This is a genomic window from Vibrio ostreae, assembly GCF_019226825.1.
Lineage (GTDB): Bacteria > Pseudomonadota > Gammaproteobacteria > Enterobacterales > Vibrionaceae > Vibrio > Vibrio ostreae.
On record NZ_CP076643.1, the window covers coordinates 3,127,660 to 3,150,877 of the forward strand.

The following is a 23,218-nucleotide window of genomic DNA, read 5'->3' on the forward strand; positions in this document are numbered from 1 at the left end:
AACAGGCGTTGTATCCGCACCAGACATTCAGTCATCTTCTTCAAATTTGTCTTCGATCAGATGGCAGACGGCATCCAGCGCCTGCTCAGCTTGTGAGCCTTCCGCGCAGATGGTGACATTCTGGCCCTGAGCGGATTCCAGCATCAGCAGTCCCATTACGCTGTCGGCGGTGGCTTCTTTGCCATCCTGACTCTGAATGGTGAGCACGGCATCAAAAGATTGCGCCAGCTCGACCAGTTTGATGGCGGCACGGGCGTGAAGACCAAGACGGTTCTGGATAAGAACAGTACGGCAAGCTTGTGGCATGTCTGCTCCTTATGAGCGATTTTTTTCTAACGAGGTGTGGCGGATCTGAACCTGATGCCCCATTTCGGCAAAATATTCGCCCAGCTGCTGGGTCAGGTAGACCGAGCGGTGTTTGCCGCCGGTACAGCCGATCGCTATGGTCAGATAGCTGCGGTTGTTTTTTTCCAGCAGGGGTAACCAGTGTTCGATAAACTTCTGGATCTGATATTTCATCTCCATCACATCGCTGTGACTTTCCAGAAACGCTTTGATTTGTGCATCAAGACCGGTCAATGGTCTTAAGTCCGGCTGCCAGTGCGGGTTAGGTAAAAAACGCACGTCGAACACGTAATCAGCGTCGCTCGGCAGGCCGTATTTAAAACCGAAGGATTCAAACACCATCACCAGGTCTTTGCGTTCACGTCCTTCGATACGGCGTCTGACTGTTTCACTCAGTTCATGCAGTGACAGGTCACTGCTGTTGAGCACCAGATCGGCGCGCTCTTTGAGCGGTGCCAGTAACTGGATTTCCATCTCAATCGCCTGATCCAGGGTGGGCTTGCTTTCGCTCAGCGACAATGGATGGATGCGGCGGGTTTCACTGTAGCGTTTGAGTAGTGTCTGTTTACTGGCATCAAGAAACAGCACGCTGACATCATTGTTTTGTTTGAGCTGGTCGAGGACATCATCAACCAGGCCCGGCTCTTTCGGCAGGTTGCGGATATCAATGCTGACCGCAACATTCTGCTGACTGCCTTGGACTGAGTGAATAAAGGCGTCCAGCAAGCTGACCGGCAGGTTATCCACACAGTAGTAGCCGAGATCTTCCAGTACCCGCAGCGCGACACTTTTTCCGGCTCCGGATTGACCACTCACAACAATTAAACGCATGGTGAGACCTATTGAGGTTGGTTGACCATGATACTGTACAGCTCTTGATCGCTTTTGGCGCCACGCAGCTGTTTAAGAGTCTGCTTGTCATTCAGGCGTTCAGCCATCGACGACAGCGTTTTCAGGTGTTGCTTACACTGTTCTTCCGGCACCAGCAGAGCGAACAGCAGATCGACCGGACGGTTATCGATAGAGTCAAACTCAATCGGCTCTTCGCACTGCAGCAGCACCGCAACCGCTTCGTCGCTGGCAGTCATACGGGCATGAGGGATGGCAATGCCGTTACCGATACCGGTACTGCCCATTTTCTCGCGGCTCAGCATACATTCGAACAACTCGGTGGCGTTCAGACCTGTGTGCAGGGCGGCTATCTCACTGATGATTTCCAGCGCTCTTTTTTTGCTAGAACACTGGACTGCACTCTTGGTGCAGTCCAGTGAAAGTACTTCGCTTAATTGCATGTTAGTGGCTACTTAGCTTTTCTTTATGCTTGTTGAGTTGACGAGAGAGTTTGTCCACCAGGCCATCAATCGCTGCGTACATAACATCTTCTTCCGCAGTGGCGTGGACTTCTCCTTGGTTAATATGAAGCGTAGCTTCAGCGATTTGGCGCGTTTTTTCAACACGTAAAATCACCTGACAGTTATTAATATGGTCGAAAAATCGCTCAAGCTTTTGAAATTTAGAGTGAACATAGTCTTGCATTGAATCGGTAAGTTCAATGTGATGGCCTTGAATATTGATTTGCATAGACTTTCCTTCTCAGTTAGGCCTTATAGCAGGCGTTTGCGCTGACTCGATGGGGAAATACCCAAGGATTCCCGGTACTTAGCAATAGTACGTCTTGCTACCTGAATCCCTTGATCAGCGAGTAGGGCCGCGATCTTACTGTCGCTTAATGGTTTGGCTGGGTTTTCCGCAGCGACCAGTTTTTTTGATCAGAGCTCGAATCGCGGTAGATGAACATTCTCCGCCGTTGTCGGTACTGACGTGGCTGGAAAAAAAGTACTTCAATTCGAATATGCCACGTGGGGTATGCATGTATTTCTGTGTGGTAACACGAGAAATGGTTGATTCATGCATGTCCACCGCCAGCGCGACGTCATTAAGAACCATCGGCTTCATGGCTTCTTCACCATACTCGAAGAAATCACGCTGATGTTCAACTATGCACTTGGCAACTTTGAGCAGCGTCTCGTTTCGGCTCTCCAGACTCTTAATTAACCATTTCGCTTCTTGCAAATTGCTGCGGATATAGTTGCTGTCGGCATTGTTACCGCGCACCATATCGGCGTACTGCTGGTTGATCTTGAGTCTTGGCACGCTGTCCGGATTGATGGTCACAATCCATTTGCCATGTTCTTTAAACACCGACACATCGGGAATGACATACTCCGCATGCTCGGTGGCAATCCGGCTGCCCGGACGCGGGTCCAGTTGTTGGATCAGTTGCAGCACTTCACGTAACTCTTCCTCTTTGAGTTTAGTCTCTTTCAGAATGAGTTTGTAATCGCGGTTGCCAAGTAGGTCGATGTACTGAGACAGGAGGAGTTTGGCTTCGTCCAGCCAAGGGGTCTCTGCCGGAAAGGTGGCCAGTTGCAGCAGCAGGCAGTCCTGCAGGTTGACGGACGCCACACCCAGCGGGTCAAACTGCTGAACCCGCTTTCTGACCGCTTCAATTTCATCCAGCTCAATCGCTTCACCGGCAATCTCTTCGCCGGTAAAGTTTTCCAGAATTTCTTCCAGTGACTGGGTCAGGTAACCGTAGTCGTCGACGGCATCGATCAGCGCCATTGCAATCGTGCGGTCGGTTTCACTAAACGGCGTGAGATCCAGCTGCCACAGCAGATAGTCCTGCAGTGACTGGGTGGTTTCGCCCTGATAAACAGGCGCATCGTCGTCAACAGAAATACCGGTGCTGCCGGTATTGGCACTGTAGACATCTTCCCAGGTGGTATCGATTTCCAGTTCTGAGCTGATTTCCGATTTTTCGATCAGCTCTGAGCTGTCCTGAGGTTCAGGTTCGGCAACATCAGCACTGGCTTCTTTTTCCTCACGATGGGGCTCGGGTTCAGACGGTGCCGCGAACTCTTCCATCGACTCTTCAACATCAAGCAGCGGGTTCGATTCCAGCGCTTCCTGAATTTCCTGTTGCAGATCCAACGTCGATAGTTGCAGCAGACGAATCGCCTGTTGCAACTGGGGTGTCATGGCTAACTGCTGACCTAGCTTGAGCTGTAATGAGGGTTTCATTCAGTATTGACTGCCTTGTTTTTGTTAGGATTGATCTCAATCTATGTTAATCATAGACGGAATTGTTCGCCGAGATAAACCTGTTTCACTTGCTCGTTGTCGAGCACTTCCTGTGGTGTGCCTTCCGCAATTAAGCGGCCCTGACTCACAATATAAGCTTTTTCACACACATCCAAGGTTTCCCGGACGTTGTGGTCGGTGATCAGCACGCCTAAACCGCGATCACGCAGATGTTCGATGATTTTTTTGATGTCGATAACCGAAATCGGGTCAACCCCGGCAAACGGTTCGTCGAGCAAGATAAATTGCGGATTGGCGGCCAGCGCTCGGGCGATTTCCACTCGGCGGCGTTCACCACCGGACAATGCCATACCGGCACTGTGGCGAATGTGCTGGATATGAAACTCTTCCAGCAGATCCTCCAGTTTATCCTGGCGCTCTTCACGGGTCATCTCTTCCCGCGTTTGCAGCACAGCCATGATGTTGTCTTCCACCGACAGCTTACGGAAGATGGAAGCTTCCTGTGGCAGGTAACCGATACCGAGCCGTGAACGGCTGTGCATAGGCAGCACGCTGATGTCTTGTTCATCGATGCTGATGGTCCCTTCGTCACGTGCAACCAGGCCTACAATCATGTAGAAAGAGGTGGTTTTACCCGCACCGTTCGGACCGAGCAGTCCGACGATCTGACCGGATTCAACCTTAAGGCTGACGTCGGAGACCACTTTACGCTTTTTATAGCTCTTGGCTAAATGTTCTGCTTTAAGTGTTGCCATAGTCGTTCTTATTGGGCCGCTTGAGGCTGCAGTACGGTCGAGACACGTCCGTTGCCTTCACCATCTGCAATCAACTTCTGCGACGAAATTTTGTAGCGGATTTTTTTACCGCGGATTTCACTGTCATCCTGAGCCAGCATCGCTTTTTCAATCATGGTCAGTTCGTCTTCGGACATCTTGTAATGCAACTCTTTCGCTTCACCGTACAGAGTCTTACCCTCATCCGTCAACTGGGAAAAAGTCGCCAGGTTGCCATAACCTTCGATGGTTTCAATCTGGCCGGATTTGGCATCGCGTACCACAACCAGTTTATCGGCGTTAATGTTGATGCTGCCCTGCTTGAGTTTTACATCACCCAAAAAGGTCACGCGGTTGCTTTTCATGTCCAGTTGCTGACTGTCTGAATCGATGTAAACCGGTTGCTTAGAATCGGTGGTCAGAGCCAGTGCCTGGCCGGACGCCAGCAGGCAAGCAATCAAACTAAGGTGTGAGAATTTCATATCTACCTTGCACATGGTTATACAGAACAGCCGAGTGTTCGGAGAAATTTCCTTTCATCGCCTGTCCGCGAGTTTCAAACTGCGGGCCGTTCATTTTAACTTCGCTGTCGGCCCAAAAATCGCGGTTATCGAGCTGAATACTCAGCTTGGCCGTTGACAGTTCGTCAAAGGCAGAGCCCGCCAGTAAGTTGTTTGCCATCACGTTGTCATACAAAATCAGCACATGGTCTTTGGTCAGAATGCCGCGATTGGCGGTGACCTGCCACTCCTGGGTAACCCCTTGCTGATAGACTTTCAGTACCGGATATTCGAAAGTGGTGTTGCCACTTTTCGCGTAGTAATCCAGATGCTGTGAAGTAATAACATAGTTCCGCACGCCTTGCTGATTATACGAGACGTTATCCAGATTTTTACCACTAAACATCGGCAACTCATAATTAGGAGCCACCTGAATAGCGCTGTTTTGCTTTTTGTCCAGCAGGTAATAGGCTGACCAGGAAGCAATAAAGAGAAGTATCGCGTAAAGGATACGAGAAAAACTCATATACTCAGGCCTTTATGTACGTCGAGCTCATTCCGTGCTTGTAAAATTAAATCACACACTTCGCGTACTGCGCCGTGTCCGCCTTTGATGCGGGTCACGTAATTGGCCCGCTTGGCCAGCAGAGGATGGCCGTCAGCCACACACACTTTGAGGGCGACTTTTTCCATCACCGGCCAGTCGATCAAATCATCACCAATGTAACCGGTATGCTTTGGGTCGATCGCCAATTTTTCGCAAATATCCTGATAGGCTTTGACCTTGTCGTCCTGACCTTGGTAGATCAAAGAAATGCCCAGCGCCTGCATCCGGTTTTCGACGATTTGCGAACGTCGTCCGGTGATAATGGCTATCTCAATGCCGGCATTCATCAGTGATTTTACGCCATATCCGTCGCGGGTATGAAATGTTTTCAGCTCTTCGCCCTGATTGCCCATGTAGATAAGCCCGTCAGAGAACACGCCGTCTACATCACAAATCAGCAGTTTTATCTGCCCGGCGGTAGCCAGAATATCAGCAGCGACCTCGCCGTACAGAGTTTCGACCATCTGGCTCATTACATCACTCCTGCTTTTAATAAGTCGTGCATATTCAAAGCACCGACCACCTGGCCGTTTTCGACCAGCATCAGGCCGTTAATGCGCTTGTCCTGCATCAGGTTGAGTCCTTCTACGGCCAGAAGATTCGGTGAGGCGACGGTCGGGTGACGGGTCATCACTTCGCTGATTGTCGCGCTGTGAATATCGATGCGTTTGTCCAGGATACGACGTAGGTCACCATCAGTGAATATGCCGACCAGCTGATCATCACCCTCGACCACTGCGGTCATCCCGAGCCCTTTGTGACTGATTTCGAGCAGGGCATCACGTACCAGCGCATTCGGCTGAACCTTGGGTAAAGCGTCACCCGAATGCATGATATCGCTCAGCTTCATCAGCAGTTTACGCCCCAGAGCGCCCCCTGGATGCGATAAAGCAAAGTCTTCGGCGGTAAAGCCGCGCGCCTGCAGCAGAGCAACCGCCATCGCATCTCCCATCACCAGCGTGGCGGTGGTGCTTGAGGTCGGCGCCAGGCCGAGTGGACACGCTTCTTTCGGTACCGTCATCTGCAGGTGAATATCGGCCAGTTTAGCCATATTCGATTGCGGATTACCCGTCATACTGATGATACGATTATTGAGGCGCTTTAAAACCGGGAACAGAGCGAGAATTTCGGACGACTCACCGGAGTTGGAAATGGCCAGGACAATATCGCCGCTCTCAATCATACCCAGGTCGCCATGTGAGGCTTCGCCGGGGTGAACAAAGAAGGATGAGGTGCCTGTGCTGGCGAAGGTGGCCGCCATTTTACGGCCGATGTGGCCGGACTTGCCGATGCCCATCACCACGACTTTACCGCTTTTATTCGCCAGAATCATCTCACAGGCACGGCAGAAGTCATGGTTAAAATATTGGTCCAGTTGTTGTAGTGCTTCGATCTCCGTTGCCAGCACCTGGTTGGCAACACTGCGGTAGTCAAAGTTATCCGACATCCTACACTCCCGTTAAGCGGTCATATTCATGAACAGGTAAATCTGATATGCCAAAAAGGCAACGAACAGGATAGTGCCTTCAATGCGGTTGATGCTGCGTGATTTACCCAGCGCCATCATCAGCAGCAGGACCGAGACCGCCAGCATCACCCAGAAATCGCGCCCCATTGCGTGCTCACTCAGCACGGAAGGGTTGAGAATGCCCGGCAGGCCCATGACCGCCAGAATATTAAAAACGTTGGAGCCGATAATATTACCGACTGCCATGTCATCTTCACCTTTCAGAACCCCTGCCAGAGAAGCCGCCAGCTCTGGCAGGCTGGTCCCAATCGCAATAATGGTCAGGCCGATCACCAGATCGCTCATACCGAAGTATTTAGCAATCACCACGGAATTATCGACCAGCATACTCGCGGCAATCGGCAGTAAAATCAGGCCAATCACCACCCACATGCCCGCTTTCATATTACTTACCCCTTGCGGGATCTCTGATTCGTGCTCTTCGAGCAGGGCATCGCCATTGCTCTGCTCACTACGGCTGATTTTCAGCATCGCCAGAATAAACAGTGCAAACAGGACGAACAGCAGGACGCCTTCGTAAAAGCCCAGTTGGTTATCCCACAACAGTGCGCCGGCTAATAAAGTGACACCAAGCATCAGCGGCAGTTCACGACGAATCACGGTTGAGCTGATCGACAGCGGTTTGATCAGGGCGGTAATACCAAGAATCAGCGCGATGTTGGCGATGTTCGAGCCCAGCACGTTACCGACTGCGGTATCGGTTTTGCCTTCCAGCGCAGCCGTGGCGGACACCATCATTTCCGGAGCCGAAGAGCCCATAGCCAGAATGGTCATACCGATCACCAGCGGTGAAATGCCTACGTTGCGCGCCAGGGCGGCAGAACCGAAAACCAGTTTATCGGCACTCCAGACGAGCAAAATGAGACCTACAATAAGAAACGCAATGGCTTCGAGCATGACAATTCCTAACTTTATGAATAACTGAACGAGTAACCGCTAATTTTGACGTGTTGGTCATTAAAAGGGAAGTCGAAGATACAATTTATTGTCGCATTTTCGTGGTTCTGTGTGGTGATGATGCGCTGTTACTGATCGCATGTTTTGCTGTTTTCATCATCACAAGCGGATGTCGGTGGGTATTGATTTGATGATATTATCAGCAAACCAGAACTGCAGGCCGAATGGGGCGTGAATTGCTAATTGTCGGTTAAATGTAATTGAACGGTGCTTTTAATTTCGCAGTAATGTGCTTATGATTGCCCATTCTTAGCAGGAAATCCGACAACAGCGAATTGTGAGTATGTCTGAAACCGAATTAATCACCATCAAAAATCTGACCTTCTCCCGTGCGGAGCGCGTGATTTTTGATGACATCAGCTTGCAGGTTCCGAAGGGGAAAGTGACCGCCATTATGGGGCCTTCTGGTATCGGAAAAACCACCCTGTTACGTTTGATTGGCGGCCAGTTACTGCCCGAAAAAGGCGAAATCTGGTTTGACGGCCAGAACATTCCCGCCCTCAGCCGCAGTAAATTATACAAAATCCGCAAAAAAATGAGCATGCTGTTCCAGTCCGGAGCCCTGTTCACCGATCTTAATGTGTTTGACAACGTGGCGTTTCCGCTGCGCGAGCATACTCAGCTTGATGAATCGCTGATCAAAACCCTGGTGCTGCTTAAGCTGGAAGCGGTCGGCCTGCGTGGCGCAGCCCAGCTGATGCCCAGCGAGTTGTCGGGTGGTATGGCCCGCCGTGCTGCGCTGGCGCGCTCTATTGCGCTCGATCCTGAACTGATCATGTTTGATGAACCGTTTGTCGGGCAGGATCCGATTACCATGGGTGTGCTGGTTGAGCTGATTCGTAATCTCAATCAGGCGCTGGGTGTGACGTCTGTCGTGGTGTCGCACGATGTGCCGGAGGTAATGAGTATTGCCGACTGGGTCTATTTACTCGCTGACGGTAAAGTGATTGCGTATGGCACGCCAGAGGAATTGCGTCGTAACGAGGATCCGCGCGTGCAGCAGTTTTTGCAAGGCAATGCTGATGGTCCGGTACCGTTTCGCTTCCCGGCGCGGCCGATAGAAAAGGATCTGTTCCATGTTGGATAATTTAAAACACGGTATCAGTGGCCTGGGCCGACGTTATTTTGCCGTGTGTGAAGCGTTCGGCCGGGCCAGTCTGATGTTATTCGGCGCCTTAGCCGGTCGTCCGCGGCCACTGAAAAATCTGCCGCTGCTGATCAAGCAACTCTACAGTGTCGGCGTTCAGTCGCTGGCGATCATTATCGTTTCCGGCCTGTTTATCGGCATGGTGCTCAGCTTGCAGGGGTACGTCATTCTGGTCGATTACGGCGCAGAAACCAGCCTGGGGCAAATGGTGGCATTGTCGCTGCTGCGTGAACTGGGCCCGGTGGTGACCGCCTTGCTGTTTGCCGGTCGTGCCGGTTCGGCGCTGACGGCAGAGATTGGCCTGATGAAAGCCACTGAGCAGCTGTCCAGTCTGGAAATGATGGCGGTTGATCCGCTCAAGCGTGTCATTGCGCCACGCCTGTGGGCCGGACTCATTTCTATGCCGCTGCTGGCGATGATCTTTATGGCGGTCGGTATCTGGGGCGGGCAGTTGGTCGGTGTCGACTGGAAAGGCATTGACCACGGCAGTTTCTGGTCCGCGATGCAGGCCTCGGTGGAGCTGGGACAAGATATTGGCAACAGTGTGATTAAATGTGTGGTGTTTGCCATTACTGTCACCTGGATTGCTCTTTTTAATGGCTATGATGCGATTCCGACGTCTGAAGGCATCAGCCGTGCAACAACACGAACCGTAGTGCATTCGTCACTGGCTGTATTGGGCCTCGACTTTGTACTGACCGCACTGATGTTTGGGAATTAATCATGCAACAAACACGTAAACTAGAATTTTGGGTAGGCAGTTTTGTGCTGGCAGGAATTTGCGCAATTCTGGTAATGATTTTTCAAGTCGCTGACGTGAAAAGTCTGGGCTCTGGGGATACTTACACGCTCAAAGCGGAATTTGACAATATTGGCAGTCTGAAAGTGCGCTCGCCTGTGAAAGTGGGTGGCGTAGTGGTTGGCCGGGTGGAAGACATTTCGCTCGATAAAGAGCGACTGCTGCCAACCGTGACCCTGTCTATCGACAGCCGTTACAGTCAGTTCCCGGATACGTCCAGCCTGCAAATTCTGACCTCAGGTCTGATTGGCGAGCAGTACATCAGCCTGATCCCGGGCTTTGTATTTGAAGATGAACAGATGCTGAAAGAGGGTGATCGGATTGAAGACACCAAATCAGCCCTGGTTCTGGAAGATTTGATTGGTCAGTTCCTCTACAGCGTAGGTGGATCTGACGATGAGAAAAGTGAGTAATCTATGATGACTAAATCTATGCTGTGGAAGCGTTATTTTGTCCTGCTGCTCAGTGTTCTGGTCTCTTGGTCGGCAAGTGCGGCGCAGGACGTTGATCAGACCAACCCGTATCAGATGATGAAACAGGTCGCTCAGCAGGCGTTTGACCGCCTTAAAGCGGAACAGCCAAAAATCCATCAGGATCCGAACTATCTTAAAGTGATCGTTGAAGAAGAACTGATGCCGTATGTCAATGATCAATACGCAGCTCTGAAACTGCTGGGCTCTAACCTGCGCGGCGCGAAACGCGAAGAGGTGGGTGAGTTTATTCAGGCCTTCCGCGCTTATTTGATCACTAACTACGCTCAGGTGCTGACCCAGTACACGGATCAGACCCTTGAATTTGCGCCGGAACTGCCAGTCGAAGATGACCGCCGCATCACCAGTGTGAAAGTTGATATCATTGATGCGCCGCGTCCGAACATCAATCTTGAGTTCAAACTGCGCAAAGAGAAATCCGGTGAATGGCGTGCTTTTGACATGGTTGCGGAAGGCATCAGTCTGTTGTCGAGTAAGCAATCAGAGTGGAACACGAAAATTCGTCAGGAAGGTATTCTGGCGGTGGCCAAAGAGCTGGAAAAACAGGCGCAGCAACCGATCCGTTTTGAGAGTAAATCCGAATGAGCCATCCGCAATGGCAAGTCCTCAGCCCCGAGCAGTGTGCTCTGAATGGCGCGCTGGACCGGGACAAAGTCCCGTCTTTGTGGGTGATTTTACAGCAATGGCAACCACAAAGTGCGCGTTGTACCCTCTCTTTGCGTGATGTATCACGAGTCGACTCAGCAGGGATGGTAATGTTAATTCATTTAATAGAGCATGCAAAAAAACAAAACTGTCATATAATGCTCAGTTTCGTGCCAGAACAACTGCGCACACTGTTTCAACTGAGCAACATCGAAACCATGATGGCTCAGCACTTAGAACAACCAGCCGGGGTGAATTGTGGATAGCGCACAAGTACAACAGATATTAGAACAAGCACTCGAACTTCAAGAGATTCACGTCAAAGGTGAAGGCAGCCACTATGAAGTGCTGGCTGTGGATGCTGCATTTGAAGGTATGAGCCGTGTGAAGAAACAGCAGATGATTTACGCTCCGTTAATGGAGTACATCCAGCGCAACGACATTCACGCCGTTTCGATTAAAGCGTTCACGCCAGATGAGTGGGCTCGCGATAAGAAGTTGATGTCGCTTTAAGGTTTGTGAATGGATAAGTTTCGAGTTATCGGGTCAGATAAGCCCCTGCAGGGCGAAGTGACCATCTCTGGTGCAAAGAATGCTGCACTGCCTATTTTATTTGCTTCGATTCTGGCTTCTGAGCCGGTCGAGGTCGCCAACGTTCCGCATCTGCGTGATATTGACACCACGATGGAGCTGCTTAAGCGCCTGGGGGCCAAAGTTGAACGCAACGGTTCAGTGCATGTCGACCCAAGCCAGATTGACCAGTACTGCGCGCCGTATGACCTGGTGAAAACCATGCGTGCTTCTATCTGGGCTCTGGGTCCGCTGGTGGCGCGTTTTGGCCAGGGTCAGGTGTCTCTGCCGGGCGGCTGTGCGATTGGCGCACGTCCGGTCGACCTGCACATCCATGGCCTGGAGCAACTGGGTGCGACCATTACTCTGGAAGACGGTTACGTCAAAGCCAGTGTCGATGGCCGCCTGCAAGGCGCTCACATCGTGATGGATAAAGTCAGCGTCGGTGCCACCATTACAATTATGTGTGCTGCGACACTGGCAGAAGGCAAAACCGTGCTGGATAACGCCGCGCGTGAGCCGGAAATCGTCGATACCGCGATGTTCCTCAATCAACTGGGGGCCAAAATCAGTGGTGCCGGCAGCGATACCATCACCATTGAAGGCGTGGAACGTCTGGGTGGCGGTAAACATTCGGTGGTGGCTGACCGCATTGAAACCGGTACTTTCCTGGTTGCCGCGGCCGTATCAAATGGCAAGATTGTGTGTCGTAACACCAACGCAAAATTGCTCGAAGCGGTACTGGCTAAGCTGGAAGATGCCGGCGCACTGATTGAAACCGGTGATGACTGGATCAGCCTGGATATGACCGGCCGCGATCTGAAAGCTGTGACGATTCGTACCGCACCGCATCCGGGTTTTCCGACCGACATGCAGGCTCAGTTCACTCTGCTTAATATGATGGCGAAAGGTGGCGGCGTGATCACTGAAACCATCTTTGAAAACCGTTTTATGCATGTGCCTGAACTGATGCGTATGGGCGCTAAAGCAGAGATCGAAGGGAATACTGTGATCTGTGGTGATGTCACGTCTCTGAGCGGCGCTCAGGTGATGGCGACCGACCTGCGTGCATCGGCCAGTCTGGTGATTGCCGGCTGCATTGCCAAGGGTGAAACCATCGTTGACCGGATTTATCATATCGATCGCGGTTACGAAAAGATTGAAGACAAGCTATCGGCACTGGGCGCCAACATTGAGCGCTTCAGCGAGTCGAGTTAAACTGCTGTTTTGTTTATGGGCCGAAATCCGTGGGTTTCGGCTTTTTTATTCGAGCTCCTTTGGAGAATCTGGATGATTGCTTTATTGCGTATTATTGCGGTGGTGATGTTTGCCGTCGTAATGTTTGTGTTTGGTTGTGGCTACTGTCTGCTCAGTCCGCGTAACCCGAAGCACGTGTTCACGTTTGGACGTATGTTCGGTGCGATGTCGAAAGTGTTCGGCATTAAACTGGAGCTGCGCATTCCGGACAATGCTTATAACCGCGGCCAGGCGATTTACATTGCCAACCACCAGAACAACTGGGATCTGGTTACGGTTTCTTCGGCAGTGACGCCAAAAGTGGTGACGGTCGGTAAAAAGAGCCTGGCGTGGATGCCGTTGTTCGGTCAGCTTTACTGGCTGACCGGTAATATTCTGATTGACCGTGCCAATAAGACTAAGGCGAAAGGCACGATCGATCAGGTTGTCGACAGCATGAAAAACAGCGATGTGTCGGTATGGATGTTCCCGGAAGGGACCCGTTCGCGCGGTCGTGGCTTGCTGCCGTTTAAAGCCGGTGCATTCCACGCGGCGATCGGCGCCGGTGTGCCGATTATTCCTATCGTGTGCAGCTCAACCGATAAACTGCGTATTAACCGCTGGAACAATGGTCATATCATTGTTGAGATGCTGCCACCGGTCAGCACGGAAGGCCTGGGCAAAGAGCACGTGCGTGAACTGACTAAGCAGTGTTACCACGACATGAAAGCTAAGCTGCAGGAGCTGGATGAAGAAGTTGAGCTGCTGAACAGCCACAAGGTGACATCCAACAGCTAAGGCTCAAGCTCAGCACTGCCTCAATAGCAGCAGGAGTGGATCGTCAGCGATAAAAAAGGTTGCTCAGAGAGCAACCTTTTTGATCCGGTCACGGATGATTGGCGCACTGCAGTTTATTTGTGTACTGCAGTTTACTTGCGTACGGGAATCTATTTACGTACTGCAATCGCTTCGATTTCGATGCCAACATCTTTTGGCAGACGAGCAACTTCCACACAAGAGCGAGCAGGGTAATGAGCAACCTGGTGCTCATCAAAGAACTTGCCGTACACTTCGTTCACTGTGCCAAAATCGTTGAGGTCTTTGACAAACACGGTCAGTTTGACGATGTCGCCAACAGTCAGGCCTGAAGACTCAACCACAGCTTTCACGTTTTCCAGTGACTGGCGAGCTTGCGCGGCGATATCAGCCGGAACTTCACCTGTTGCCGGGTTTACCGGGATCTGACCTGAAGTCAGAACCATGTTACCTAGGTCTACGCCCTGAATGTACGGGCCGATTGCTGCTGGTGCAGACTCAGTATGCAGAACTTTAGTCATGCTTGTTTATTCCATTGTTTAAGCAAAAAGCGGGACGATTAGTGTGCCTGTTCTTGCCTGAGAGGTAAAGAGCCAGTCACCCATTCCGTGCGACTGGCCGTCGTATCCGATCACTGAAAATGACCTCATCAGGCTTCGCGTTCAGTCACGATTTCGCGTGAGAATACTTTTTCGCAGTACTTACACTTAAGGCGGATATCGTGGTTTTTTTCGAAAATGCGGAAGCTGCTTTCCACCGGTTCATTGTGTGAAATGCAGTTGCTGTTCGGACAGGCGAAAACATCGTTGATACGCTCAGGCAGCACCAGTTCAAGCTTCTTCACCACCTGATAATCTTCAATCTGGTTCACGGTCGCGTGTGGCGCATACAGCGCCAGTTTGTTGGCCTGCTCTTCACTGATGAACACGTTCTCTATTTTGAGCAGATCTTTATGGCCCAGAGCCGAAGAGGGCAGATTCAGGCCGATCGTGACACGCTGACTGGAGTTGTGCATATCAAACAGGCGCAGCACCTTGATGCCGACTTTGGCCGGAATGTGGTCGATCACTGTGCCGTTTTTAATCGCTTCGACTTGCAGTTTGGTTTCTTTACTCATAACAGACTCCGGTTACAGTGATTCATTCAGGACAAGGGCAAGCAGGGCTTCACGAGCGTACACACCGTTTTCTGCCTGCTGGAAGAAGTACGCGTGCGGAGTCTTATCGACATCTGTGGTGATCTCGTCCACGCGTGGCAGCGGGTGCAGCACTTTCATATTGGGACGTGCGTCCTTCAGGTGATCGGCAGTCAGCACGTAAGCCGATTTGATATGTGCGTATTCCGATTCGTCAAAACGCTCTTTCTGCACCCGGGTCATGTACAGAATATCAAGTTCAGCAATCACGCTTTCCATATCATTGTGCAGGCTGTATTCAATCCCGGCGTCGTCAAGATCTTCACAGATGTAGTCCGGCATCGCCAGTGCTTCCGGCGCGATGAAGAAGAAGCGGTTGTTATTGAACTTCGCCAGCGCCTGAGTCAGCGAGTGCACCGTACGGCCATATTTGAGGTCACCGACAAAAGCCACGTTGAGGTTATCCAGGCGGCCCTGGGTTTCATACAACGAGAACAGATCGAGCAAGGTCTGGCTCGGATGCTGGTTAGAACCGTCACCGGCATTGATGACCGGCACACCGTTGGAGAATTCAGACGCCAGACGCGCCGCACCTTCCTGCGGGTGGCGCATAACAAACGCATCCACGTAAGAAGAGATAACCTGCACCGAGTCAGCCAGGGTTTCGCCTTTTTTAGCCAGAGAAGTGTTACCGCCGTTATCAAAACCGATCACACTGCCGCCGATACGCTGAATCGCCGTTTCAAACGACAGGCGGGTACGGGTTGATGGTTCAAAGAAACAACTCGCGACCACTTTGTTCTTAATCAATTCCGGATTTGGCTGCGCTTTCAGCTGGCCCGCGGTTTTGACAATCAGTTCCAGCTCTTCACGAGACAGCTCAGAAATGGAGATGATGTGCTTTTGATAAAGCGAATTCGCCATGATCTTCTTCCCTTTAATATGTAGCAATACAAAGCTTTTAGCCATAAAAAAGCCCCCCGATCTGGGAGGCTTTAAAATCATTGGTGAGGAGCAAAAAATAGCAGGCCCTGTAAGCATAGTCGCTTACCAAACGTGCTTGCAGTATCTAGAACCTGATTCAGTTTCACTGGCTACCCCTCAGACAAATTGCTCGGAATTATACGCCTAGTTTGTGTGAGCGCAAGGATAATCAGCTGCCGAGGGTCGCGACCATAATCGCTTTGATAGTGTGCATGCGGTTTTCTGCTTCATCGAACACGATCGAGTGGTCAGACTCAAATACCTCTTCGGTGACTTCCAGTCCTTTCATGCCGTATTTCTGCGCCACTTCTTTACCGACGGTGGTTTCGTCGTTGTGGAAAGCTGGCAGGCAGTGCATGAATTTGACCTGCGGATTGCCGGTGGCTTCCACTACGGCCATGTTAACCTGGTACGGTTTCATCAGCGCAACCCGCTCATCCCAGGCTTGCGGAGCTTCGCCCATTGATACCCATACATCGGTGTAGAGGAAATCCACTCCGTTGACACCTTCATTGACATCTTCGGTCAGCGTGATGCTGGCACCGGTTTGCTCGGCGATTTGCTGGCAGGTTTGCACCAGTTCAGCTTCCGGCCAGTACGCTTTTGGTGCAACCAGACGAATATCCATGCCCATTTTCGCTGCGCCGACCAGCAGGGAATTGCCCATGTTATTACGGGCATCACCCAGGTAAGCAAAGCTCAGCTGATGGAGTGGTTTGCCGTCACCGTGTTCTTGCATGGTGAGAAAATCGGCCAGGATCTGGGTCGGATGGAACTCGTCAGTCAGGCCGTTCCAGACCGGAACACCGGCGTATTGCGCCAGCTCTTCAACGATCGCCTGACCATAACCACGGTATTCGATGCCGTCATACATACGACCCAACACCCGAGCGGTGTCTTTCATTGATTCTTTATGGCCGATTTGCGAGCCGGACGGGCCGAGATAGCTGACTTGCGCACCCTGGTCAAATGCGGCCACTTCAAACGCACAACGGGTACGGGTTGACGACTTTTCAAAGATAAGCGCGATGTTTTTTCCCACCAGCTTTTTCTGTTCTGAACCTGTGTATTTAGCACGTTTCAGATCCGCCGCCAGGTCGAGTAAAAATTGAATTTCCTTCGGCGTGAAGTCGAGCAGTTTGAGAAAATTGCGGTTACGTAAATTGAAAGCCATATCTCAGTCCTTAGCAATAACAATTGAGTCTGGCTAGTAAAACATACTAATGCGGTTAAAGTGAATAATTATTTTAAATAAATGGCGAGATATTCGAGATATCTCGCCAGATGTGATTATAAATTCTCTTCGGCGAATTCGGCCAGACGGCTGCGAACCACGCCATTGAGGTGGATGTTAGCGCTGCCTTCAAAGTTTTTGAAGCGCTCTACCATATAAGTCAGGCCGGAGGTCACCGGAGTGAGATAAGGGGGAGTCAATCTGCGCCAGGTTACCGGAGCAGACGATCTTAGTGCCTTCGCCACAGCGGGTAATGATGGTTTTGATTTGCGAGGCAGTTAAGTTCTGGCATTCATCAAGCAGCACGAACGCATTCTGAATGGAGCGGCCGCGCATAAAGTTAATCGATTTAAACTGGATATTGGCTTTGTCGACGATGTACTTGAGCGAGCTCTCGGTACAGTGGTCATGTTTGTGCAACGCTTCCAGGGTATCGGTGACCGAGGCCAGCCACGGCATCATTTTCTCTTCCTCGCTGCCGGGCAGAAAGCCGATGGATTCGCCGATGTCGGGCGTGTTGCGGGTTACGATGATCTTATCGAACATTTTCTTCTCAATGGTCTGCTCCAGCGCTGCCGCCATCGCCAGCAGGGTTTTACCGCTCCCCGCTGCCCCGGTCAGGATCACCAGGTCGATATCGCGGTCAAGCAGGGCGTCCATCGCCATACCCTGATAAATATTTTTCGGGGTAATGTCCCACGCTTTGCGATGCAGCATACGCTCACGGCTTAAATCGCGCAGGGTAATTTTGTCTTCATTGATGACTTCAACCCGGGCAGCAAAGTCACTCTCTTCATCCAGCACATACTGGTTGATGTAGGTCGGTTCAAATGGTTCACGGTCGAGTTTATGGTAGGTTTTGCCTTCCAGGGTGTAGCTGTCGACATTGCTGACCTGGTCCCAGAAATTACCCGGCCGGGTCTGGAAGCCTTTGGTCAGGTACTGTACGTCGTCGATCAGTTGGTCGCTGCGGTAATCATCGACGAAGCGTACCCCGGCGCCTTTGGCGCGCAGGCGCATGTTGATGTCTTTCGTGACCAGCACTACTTCACGCGGCGCACGTTTATTTTGCAGGTGCAGCACCGCGTTAAGAATGCGATTGTCGCCTTCCTTGTCGGTGAAGGCTTTCACGGTTTCCGGCACGTCATAATCGGCCAGGATGGCTATTGAGCCGGACGCGTTCGTGTGAGTGGTGAACGGGATGCCTTCGGTGATTTCATCCGGGGTGGCGTCGTGGAACAGGTTTTCCAGCGCCCGGATGGCGACGCGTGCGTCGCGCGCGACATCGCGTTTGCTGTCTTTGATTCGGTCGAGTTCTTCGAGCACGGTCATTGGGATGACCACATCATGTTCTTGGAAGGAGTAAATGGCTAGTGGTTCATGAAGCAGGATATTGGTATCCAGGACAAACAGTTTCCGGTCGGTATCGCCCATAAGCGTCTCCTTGCTACTGTGTAGCTTGCTAAGCAATGGATGTTTGCATTCATTGCCCTGTCAGGGATCGTACGCTTAGGGGTATGTGTTCGATCACCTGACGGCTGACTGCAAACCCGTGTTGATACTCTCTGTTTGAACTTGCAGACTTTGTGCCAGTTTTACTGGCTGTCGTGCGCCTTCTCGCTGAGTATAGCAACCCTTGCTGAATAGAAATGCCACTTGTTTCTTACAGTTTGATGTCAGACAGATCTTGACGAAAAAAAGCCGGGTTTGCGCGTGACCTCTATCACGCCATCAAGTAAGATTAGCGACCTTTTTCTGCACCACTCTTTTTGAACCACCATAATGTTATCCAAACGATTTTAAACCCAGTGTCTGTGCTGGTTTGTGGTCGGGTTTCCCTTCTGTGGGTGCAGTGTCAGTAGATATATTCCATTCCAAATTGATGAGGTAGTCGATACATGACTTTTGCTTTGGGGCAGCGCTGGATTAGCGATACGGAAAGCGATTTAGGTTTAGGTACAGTCGTGGCTCTGGATGCCCGTACTGTGACTTTGATGTTCGCAGCATCGGAAGAAAACCGTGTTTACGCGCGTAATGATGCCCCGGTCACCCGAGTGACTTTTAACGTGGGTGATGTCATCGACTGTCAGGAAGGCTGGTCGCTGAAAGTGGAGCAGGTGCTGGAAGAGAACAGCGTGTTCACTTATATCGGTACCCGCGAAGACAGTGGTGAGGAGGGGGTTGCGCTGCGTGAGATCTTCCTTAGCAACCAGATTCGCTTTAATAAACCGCAGGACAAATTGTTTGCCGGCCAAATCGACCGGATGGACAATTTCGTGCTGCGTTACCGCGCTCTGAATAACCAGTACCAACAACACAAAAGCCCGATGCGCGGCCTGTGTGGTATGCGCGCTGGTTTGATTCCGCATCAGCTCTATATTGCCCATGAAGTGGGCCGTCGTCATGCGCCGCGTGTTTTGCTGGCGGACGAAGTGGGCCTGGGTAAAACCATCGAAGCCGGTATGATCATTCACCAGCAGGTGTTGTCTGGCCGGGCGGAACGCATTCTGATCGTGGTGCCGGAAACCCTGCAGCACCAGTGGCTGGTGGAGATGCTGCGCCGCTTTAACTTGCACTTTTCAGTGTTTGACGAAGAGCGCTGTGTGGAAGCCTTTGCTGAAGCCGATAACCCGTTTGAGACCCAGCAGTTCGTGTTGTGTTCGCTCGATTTTCTGCGCAAAAGCCGCAAGCGTTTTGAACAGGCGCTGGACGCGGAATGGGATCTGCTGGTGGTGGACGAAGCGCACCACCTGGAGTGGAGTGTCGATAATCCAAGCCGCGAATATCAGGTGATTGAAGCGCTGTCGGAAAGTACACCGGGTGTACTACTGCTGACGGCAACACCGGAACAGCTGGGGCGTGAAAGTCACTTTGCCCGTTTGCGCCTGCTTGATTCTGACCGTTTCTACGACTACGAAGCTTTTGTGCAGGAAGAAGCGCAGTACGAACCGGTGGCGGATGCGGTCAGCGCGCTGTTCAGCGGTCATGCGCTGGCGGATGACGCTAAAAATCAGATCGCCGAGCTGCTGTCCGAGCAGGATGTCGAGCCGCTGTTCCGTATTCTGGAAAGTGATAGTGACCAGGCACAACAAGCGGCAGCGCGTCAGGAACTGATTGATAACCTGATGGATCGTCACGGTACCGGCCGCGTGCTGTTCCGTAACACCCGTGCCGCGATCAAAGGTTTCCCGGTACGTAATGTCCATCTGATGCCGATGGAGATCCCGCAGCAGTACACCACGTCGATGCGGGTGGCGGGCATGATTGGCGGCAAGATGAGCCCGCAAGCGCGGGCGATGAAAATGCTTTATCCGGAAGAGATCTTCCAGGAATTTGAAGGCGATGATGCCAGCTGGTGGCAGTTTGACTCACGGGTGAACTGGCTGCTGGAGAAAATCAAAGCCAAGCGCAGCGATAAAATTCTGGTGATCGCGTCGCGCGCCAGCACCGCGTTGCAGCTGGAGCAGGCGCTGCGCGAGCGCGAAGGCATTCGTGCCACGGTATTCCATGAAGGTATGTCAATTCTGGAGCGTGATAAAGCGGCGGCTTACTTTGCCCAGGAAGAGGGCGGCGCCCAGGTGCTGATCTGCAGCGAAATCGGCTCTGAAGGACGGAACTTCCAGTTTGCCAGCCAGCTGGTGATGTTTGACCTGCCGTTTAACCCGGATTTGCTTGAGCAGCGCATCGGTCGTCTCGACCGCATCGGTCAGAAACAGGATATCGATATTCACGTCCCGTACCTGAAAGGCACCTCGCAGGCAATTCTGGCGCGCTGGTATCACGAAGGGCTGAATGCCTTTGCTGAAACCTGTCCGACCGGCCGTGCGGTGTATGATGAGTTTGCTGAGCGTCTGATTGCATTGCTGGCCTCCGGTGAGGAGACTGGCCTGGATGAGATTGTGGCTGCATCCGCGCAGATGAACAAAACCCTCAAAGCCCAGCTCGAGCAGGGCCGTGATCGCCTGCTGGAAATGCACTCGAACGGTGGTGAACGGGCGCAGAAAATTGCCGAGCAGATTGCCGCGACCGATGGTGACACCAATCTGGTGACCTTCGCGCTGAGCCTGTTTGATACCGTAGGCCTCAATCAGGAAGATCGCGGAGAGAACGCACTGGTAGTGACGCCGTCTGAGCACATGATGGTACCAAGCTATCCGGGACTGCCGTATGAAGGTGCCACGATCACCTTTGATCGTGATACCGCACTATCGCGTGAAGACATGCACCTGATCAGCTGGGAGCACCCGATGATTCAGGGCGGTATGGATCTGCTGATGAGTGAAGGTGTCGGTGTGTCGGCGGTGTCGCTGCTGAAAAACAAAGCTCTGCCGGTCGGTACTATTCTGATTGAGCTGGTGTACGTGGTCGATGCCCAGGCACCGAAACGCAGTGGGATCAGCCGTTTTCTGCCGAAAACACCGATTCGTATGCTGATGGACTCGCGCGGCACTGATTTGTCGGCTCAGGTGGATTTTGAATCGTTCAACCGTCAGCTCAGCCCGGTTAACCGTCATCTGGCGAGTAAACTGGTCAGCTCGGTACAGAATGATATTCATCGTCTGATCAGCGCCAGTGAAATCCCGGTGGTTGAACATGTGGCGGCGATTCGTACTCAGGCCCAGCAGGAGATGCAGCACAGCCTGAACGGCGAACTGGAGCGTTTGCAGGCGCTGAAAGCGGTCAACCCGAACATTCGTGATGAAGAGATTGCAGCCCTGGAGCAGCAGATTGTAGCCCTGAACGGCTACATCAGTGAAGCGCAGTACCAACTCGATTCACTGCGTCTGATTGTGGTAGCACACAACTAACGTTTGCTGCCGGCAACGAAAAAGGCTTTCCCGCGGGAAAGCCTTTTTTATCGCTGTTATCCGGTGCTAAACCAGCTGAGGTACTGCAGCGGCTTACATCAGCCACTTCCACCATACAAACAGGGCCAGGAAGCCGAACAGGTAAACCAGGCCAATGATTGACAGGGCTTTCAGTTTCGGGCCGACTTTGAGCTCGTCCGGCAGTTCAGTACGGGTAACCAGAGTGTAGTTGAGCAGGGCAAACACCGGCGTGGTCATAAATGCCATGATCATGGCGAAATTGAGCATCGGCATCAGCGCAGAGGTAAAGAAGCTGACAATCGCCAGTGCTGCTGCAGAGACCAGTACAATCCAGCCTTGCAGCACTTTCGGGCTTTGTTGTTTTTGCTCTTTGAGCAGGCGCTGAGATTCGGCGATCACGCGCGAATAGCCGTCAATCACGGTAATCGTGCTGCCAAAAATACAGAAGAAGGCAATCACAGCAATCAGGTAACGTGACCATTCACCAATTGTCGAAGCGTACATGCCAACCAGCTGGTGCGAAAAGCCCATGCCGGATTTGGACAGCTCAACGCCAGTGCCGTGGATAACCAAGGCGCCCAGCGCCAGGAATACAATCGCCAGCAGCGCGGTGCCGATGTAACCAACGTTGAAGTCAAACAGTGCCGACTGTGCCGTCACTTTTTGCTGGCGGCACTGGCTCTTGAGCCACACCGAAGTCAGTGAAGAGATCTCGATCGGAGCCGGCATCCAGCCCATGGTCACCACCAGAAAGCCGATCGCGGCCAGAGTCCATGGTGACGGGCCGTCGGTGACTGCTGAGGTGACCGGCGCCGGGTTAAAGGCGGCAATCGCCACAGCCAGCAGGGTCGCGATGGTCAGCACCGCCATGATGACTTTCGATAAGGTATCCAGAGCGCGGTAATGACCGGCAAACAGAATAATCAGGCAAGTGGCCAGGATTATCGCGCTTAATACTGCCAGCGGCAGCTCAAACGGCACAAAGATGCTCAGCAGACTGGCGCTGAACAGCAGCAGGGCTGCGGTATTGACGATGCCGGAGAACACCGCCAGCACGGCAAAAATCCACAGATAAGGTTTGCCTAGTCTGGCGTAGCCTTCGACCAGGCTTTGACCTGTGCCCATGGTGTACTGAACGCCGGCGCGGAAAAATGGGTATTTCAACAGATTAACCAGCAGAATCAGAATCGCCAGTTGCCAGCCGTAGATGGCTCCGGCTTTAGTTGAAGCGACCAGATGAGAACCACCCACGGCAGCGGCAGCCATCATGATGCCCGGGCCCAGTGAACGCACCAGTTGGGATAATGACAGCCGCTGTTGCGATGGATAAGGGACGGCATTTTCCATTCTTGTTCCTTACAAATTTTGATGTTGTGTTGTGCGAGTAAAAGCGGCGCCTGCCTGCGTGGGCCGGCGCTCATTTTTTTATCAATATTGACCATCAATATCACAGTTAATATTCGTGTCAATTTTTAGTTACAATTTATCCAAAACTTTTTTTCATGTCCTTATTTGAC

The 23,218-nt window shown here is 52.0% G+C and carries 24 protein-coding genes and 2 pseudogenes; 9 read left to right on the plus strand and 17 right to left on the minus strand.

The window, feature by feature from the left end; all coding sequences use genetic code 11:
* Positions 1–27: 27 nt before the first annotated feature.
* The 11 genes and pseudogenes from KNV97_RS20595 to KNV97_RS20645 form a co-directional block, all read right to left on the minus strand.
* Positions 28–306, minus strand: a complete 279-nt coding sequence (locus tag KNV97_RS20595; protein WP_136485105.1) for an HPr family phosphocarrier protein — start codon at positions 304–306, stop codon at positions 28–30.
* Positions 307–315: 9 nt separating this feature from the next.
* Positions 316–1,176 carry an RNase adapter RapZ gene (rapZ, locus tag KNV97_RS20600; RefSeq protein WP_136485103.1) on the minus strand — a complete coding sequence of 287 codons (861 nt, stop codon included), beginning with the start codon at positions 1,174–1,176 and terminating at the stop codon, positions 316–318.
* A gap of 8 nt (positions 1,177–1,184) precedes the next feature.
* Entirely contained in the window at positions 1,185–1,637 is a 453-nt protein-coding gene (ptsN, locus tag KNV97_RS20605; protein WP_136485101.1) for a PTS IIA-like nitrogen regulatory protein PtsN, read from the minus strand.
* A 1-nt stretch (position 1,638) separates the two neighbouring features.
* On the minus strand, positions 1,639–1,926 hold the full coding sequence (hpf, locus tag KNV97_RS20610) for a ribosome hibernation promoting factor (protein ID WP_136485099.1): 288 nt from the start codon (positions 1,924–1,926) through the stop codon (positions 1,639–1,641).
* 23 nt (positions 1,927–1,949) lie between these two features.
* Positions 1,950–3,429 (minus strand): annotated as a pseudogene (locus KNV97_RS20615) (RNA polymerase factor sigma-54).
* Positions 3,430–3,479: 50 nt separating this feature from the next.
* Positions 3,480–4,205, minus strand: a complete 726-nt coding sequence (gene lptB, locus KNV97_RS20620) for an LPS export ABC transporter ATP-binding protein (RefSeq protein ID WP_136485095.1) — start codon at positions 4,203–4,205, stop codon at positions 3,480–3,482.
* Positions 4,206–4,213: 8 nt separating this feature from the next.
* On the minus strand, positions 4,214–4,705 hold the full coding sequence (gene lptA / locus KNV97_RS20625; protein WP_136485092.1) for a lipopolysaccharide transport periplasmic protein LptA: 492 nt from the start codon (positions 4,703–4,705) through the stop codon (positions 4,214–4,216).
* Positions 4,686–5,249 (minus strand): LPS export ABC transporter periplasmic protein LptC, encoded by a 564-nt coding sequence (gene lptC / locus KNV97_RS20630; RefSeq protein ID WP_136485090.1) that lies wholly within the window; start codon positions 5,247–5,249, stop codon positions 4,686–4,688. Before lptC ends, lptA begins: the two co-directional genes overlap by 20 nt.
* Positions 5,246–5,803, minus strand: coding sequence for a 3-deoxy-manno-octulosonate-8-phosphatase KdsC (kdsC, locus tag KNV97_RS20635; RefSeq protein ID WP_136485088.1), 558 nt, complete (start codon positions 5,801–5,803; stop codon positions 5,246–5,248). Before kdsC ends, lptC begins: the two co-directional genes overlap by 4 nt.
* The gene (gene kdsD / locus KNV97_RS20640) at positions 5,803–6,777 is read right to left on the minus strand and encodes an arabinose-5-phosphate isomerase KdsD (RefSeq protein ID WP_136485086.1); all 975 of its coding nucleotides are present in this window, start codon (positions 6,775–6,777) and stop codon (positions 5,803–5,805) included. The genes kdsC and kdsD overlap by 1 nt, the downstream gene beginning before the upstream one ends.
* A gap of 12 nt (positions 6,778–6,789) precedes the next feature.
* Positions 6,790–7,755 (minus strand): calcium/sodium antiporter, encoded by a 966-nt coding sequence (locus KNV97_RS20645; protein WP_136485084.1) that lies wholly within the window; start codon positions 7,753–7,755, stop codon positions 6,790–6,792.
* A 343-nt stretch (positions 7,756–8,098) separates the two neighbouring features.
* Here KNV97_RS20645 and mlaF point away from each other — a divergent pair, with 343 nt between their 5' ends.
* The 8 genes from mlaF (at position 8,099) to KNV97_RS20685 (ending at position 13,501) form a co-directional block, all read left to right on the plus strand.
* Entirely contained in the window at positions 8,099–8,902 is an 804-nt protein-coding gene (gene mlaF, locus KNV97_RS20650) for a phospholipid ABC transporter ATP-binding protein MlaF (protein ID WP_136485081.1), read from the plus strand.
* Entirely contained in the window at positions 8,892–9,683 is a 792-nt protein-coding gene (gene mlaE, locus KNV97_RS20655) for a lipid asymmetry maintenance ABC transporter permease subunit MlaE (RefSeq protein ID WP_136485079.1), read from the plus strand. Before mlaF ends, mlaE begins: the two co-directional genes overlap by 11 nt.
* A gap of 2 nt (positions 9,684–9,685) precedes the next feature.
* Positions 9,686–10,174, plus strand: a complete 489-nt coding sequence (gene mlaD / locus KNV97_RS20660; protein ID WP_136485077.1) for an outer membrane lipid asymmetry maintenance protein MlaD — start codon at positions 9,686–9,688, stop codon at positions 10,172–10,174.
* A 6-nt stretch (positions 10,175–10,180) separates the two neighbouring features.
* Positions 10,181–10,837, plus strand: coding sequence for a phospholipid-binding protein MlaC (mlaC, locus tag KNV97_RS20665; protein WP_407701915.1), 657 nt, complete (start codon positions 10,181–10,183; stop codon positions 10,835–10,837).
* Positions 10,834–11,163, plus strand: a complete 330-nt coding sequence (locus KNV97_RS20670; RefSeq protein WP_136485075.1) for an STAS domain-containing protein — start codon at positions 10,834–10,836, stop codon at positions 11,161–11,163. Before mlaC ends, KNV97_RS20670 begins: the two co-directional genes overlap by 4 nt.
* Positions 11,156–11,410 (plus strand): BolA family iron metabolism protein IbaG, encoded by a 255-nt coding sequence (ibaG, locus tag KNV97_RS20675; protein WP_136485073.1) that lies wholly within the window; start codon positions 11,156–11,158, stop codon positions 11,408–11,410. The genes KNV97_RS20670 and ibaG overlap by 8 nt, the downstream gene beginning before the upstream one ends.
* Positions 11,411–11,419: 9 nt before the next feature.
* Positions 11,420–12,685 carry a UDP-N-acetylglucosamine 1-carboxyvinyltransferase gene (murA, locus tag KNV97_RS20680; protein WP_218562675.1) on the plus strand — a complete coding sequence of 422 codons (1,266 nt, stop codon included), beginning with the start codon at positions 11,420–11,422 and terminating at the stop codon, positions 12,683–12,685.
* A 72-nt stretch (positions 12,686–12,757) separates the two neighbouring features.
* Positions 12,758–13,501, plus strand: a complete 744-nt coding sequence (locus KNV97_RS20685) for a 1-acylglycerol-3-phosphate O-acyltransferase (protein ID WP_168797016.1) — start codon at positions 12,758–12,760, stop codon at positions 13,499–13,501.
* A gap of 149 nt (positions 13,502–13,650) precedes the next feature.
* Here the strand turns inward: KNV97_RS20685 and KNV97_RS20690 are convergent, their stop codons facing one another.
* From KNV97_RS20690 to KNV97_RS20710, 5 genes and pseudogenes are all read right to left on the minus strand, one after another.
* Positions 13,651–14,040 (minus strand): RidA family protein, encoded by a 390-nt coding sequence (locus KNV97_RS20690; RefSeq protein ID WP_136485067.1) that lies wholly within the window; start codon positions 14,038–14,040, stop codon positions 13,651–13,653.
* A gap of 128 nt (positions 14,041–14,168) precedes the next feature.
* Positions 14,169–14,636, minus strand: a complete 468-nt coding sequence (gene pyrI / locus KNV97_RS20695) for an aspartate carbamoyltransferase regulatory subunit (RefSeq protein WP_136485065.1) — start codon at positions 14,634–14,636, stop codon at positions 14,169–14,171.
* Between the two features lie 12 nt (positions 14,637–14,648).
* On the minus strand, positions 14,649–15,578 hold the full coding sequence (gene pyrB, locus KNV97_RS20700) for an aspartate carbamoyltransferase (protein WP_136485063.1): 930 nt from the start codon (positions 15,576–15,578) through the stop codon (positions 14,649–14,651).
* A gap of 229 nt (positions 15,579–15,807) precedes the next feature.
* Complete coding sequence (locus tag KNV97_RS20705) at positions 15,808–16,812, minus strand: ornithine carbamoyltransferase (protein ID WP_218562676.1); 1,005 nt, start codon at positions 16,810–16,812, stop codon at positions 15,808–15,810.
* 116 nt (positions 16,813–16,928) lie between these two features.
* Positions 16,929–18,306: pseudogene (locus tag KNV97_RS20710) on the minus strand (PhoH family protein).
* Between the two features lie 464 nt (positions 18,307–18,770).
* On the opposite strand from KNV97_RS20710, the gene rapA reads away from it, so the two are divergent.
* Positions 18,771–21,680 (plus strand): RNA polymerase-associated protein RapA, encoded by a 2,910-nt coding sequence (rapA, locus tag KNV97_RS20715; RefSeq protein WP_218562677.1) that lies wholly within the window; start codon positions 18,771–18,773, stop codon positions 21,678–21,680.
* Positions 21,681–21,773: 93 nt separating this feature from the next.
* Here rapA and KNV97_RS20720 read toward each other — a convergent pair whose 3' ends face one another.
* Positions 21,774–23,048, minus strand: a complete 1,275-nt coding sequence (locus tag KNV97_RS20720) for an Nramp family divalent metal transporter (protein WP_136485055.1) — start codon at positions 23,046–23,048, stop codon at positions 21,774–21,776.
* Between the last annotated feature and the right edge of the window lie 170 nt (positions 23,049–23,218).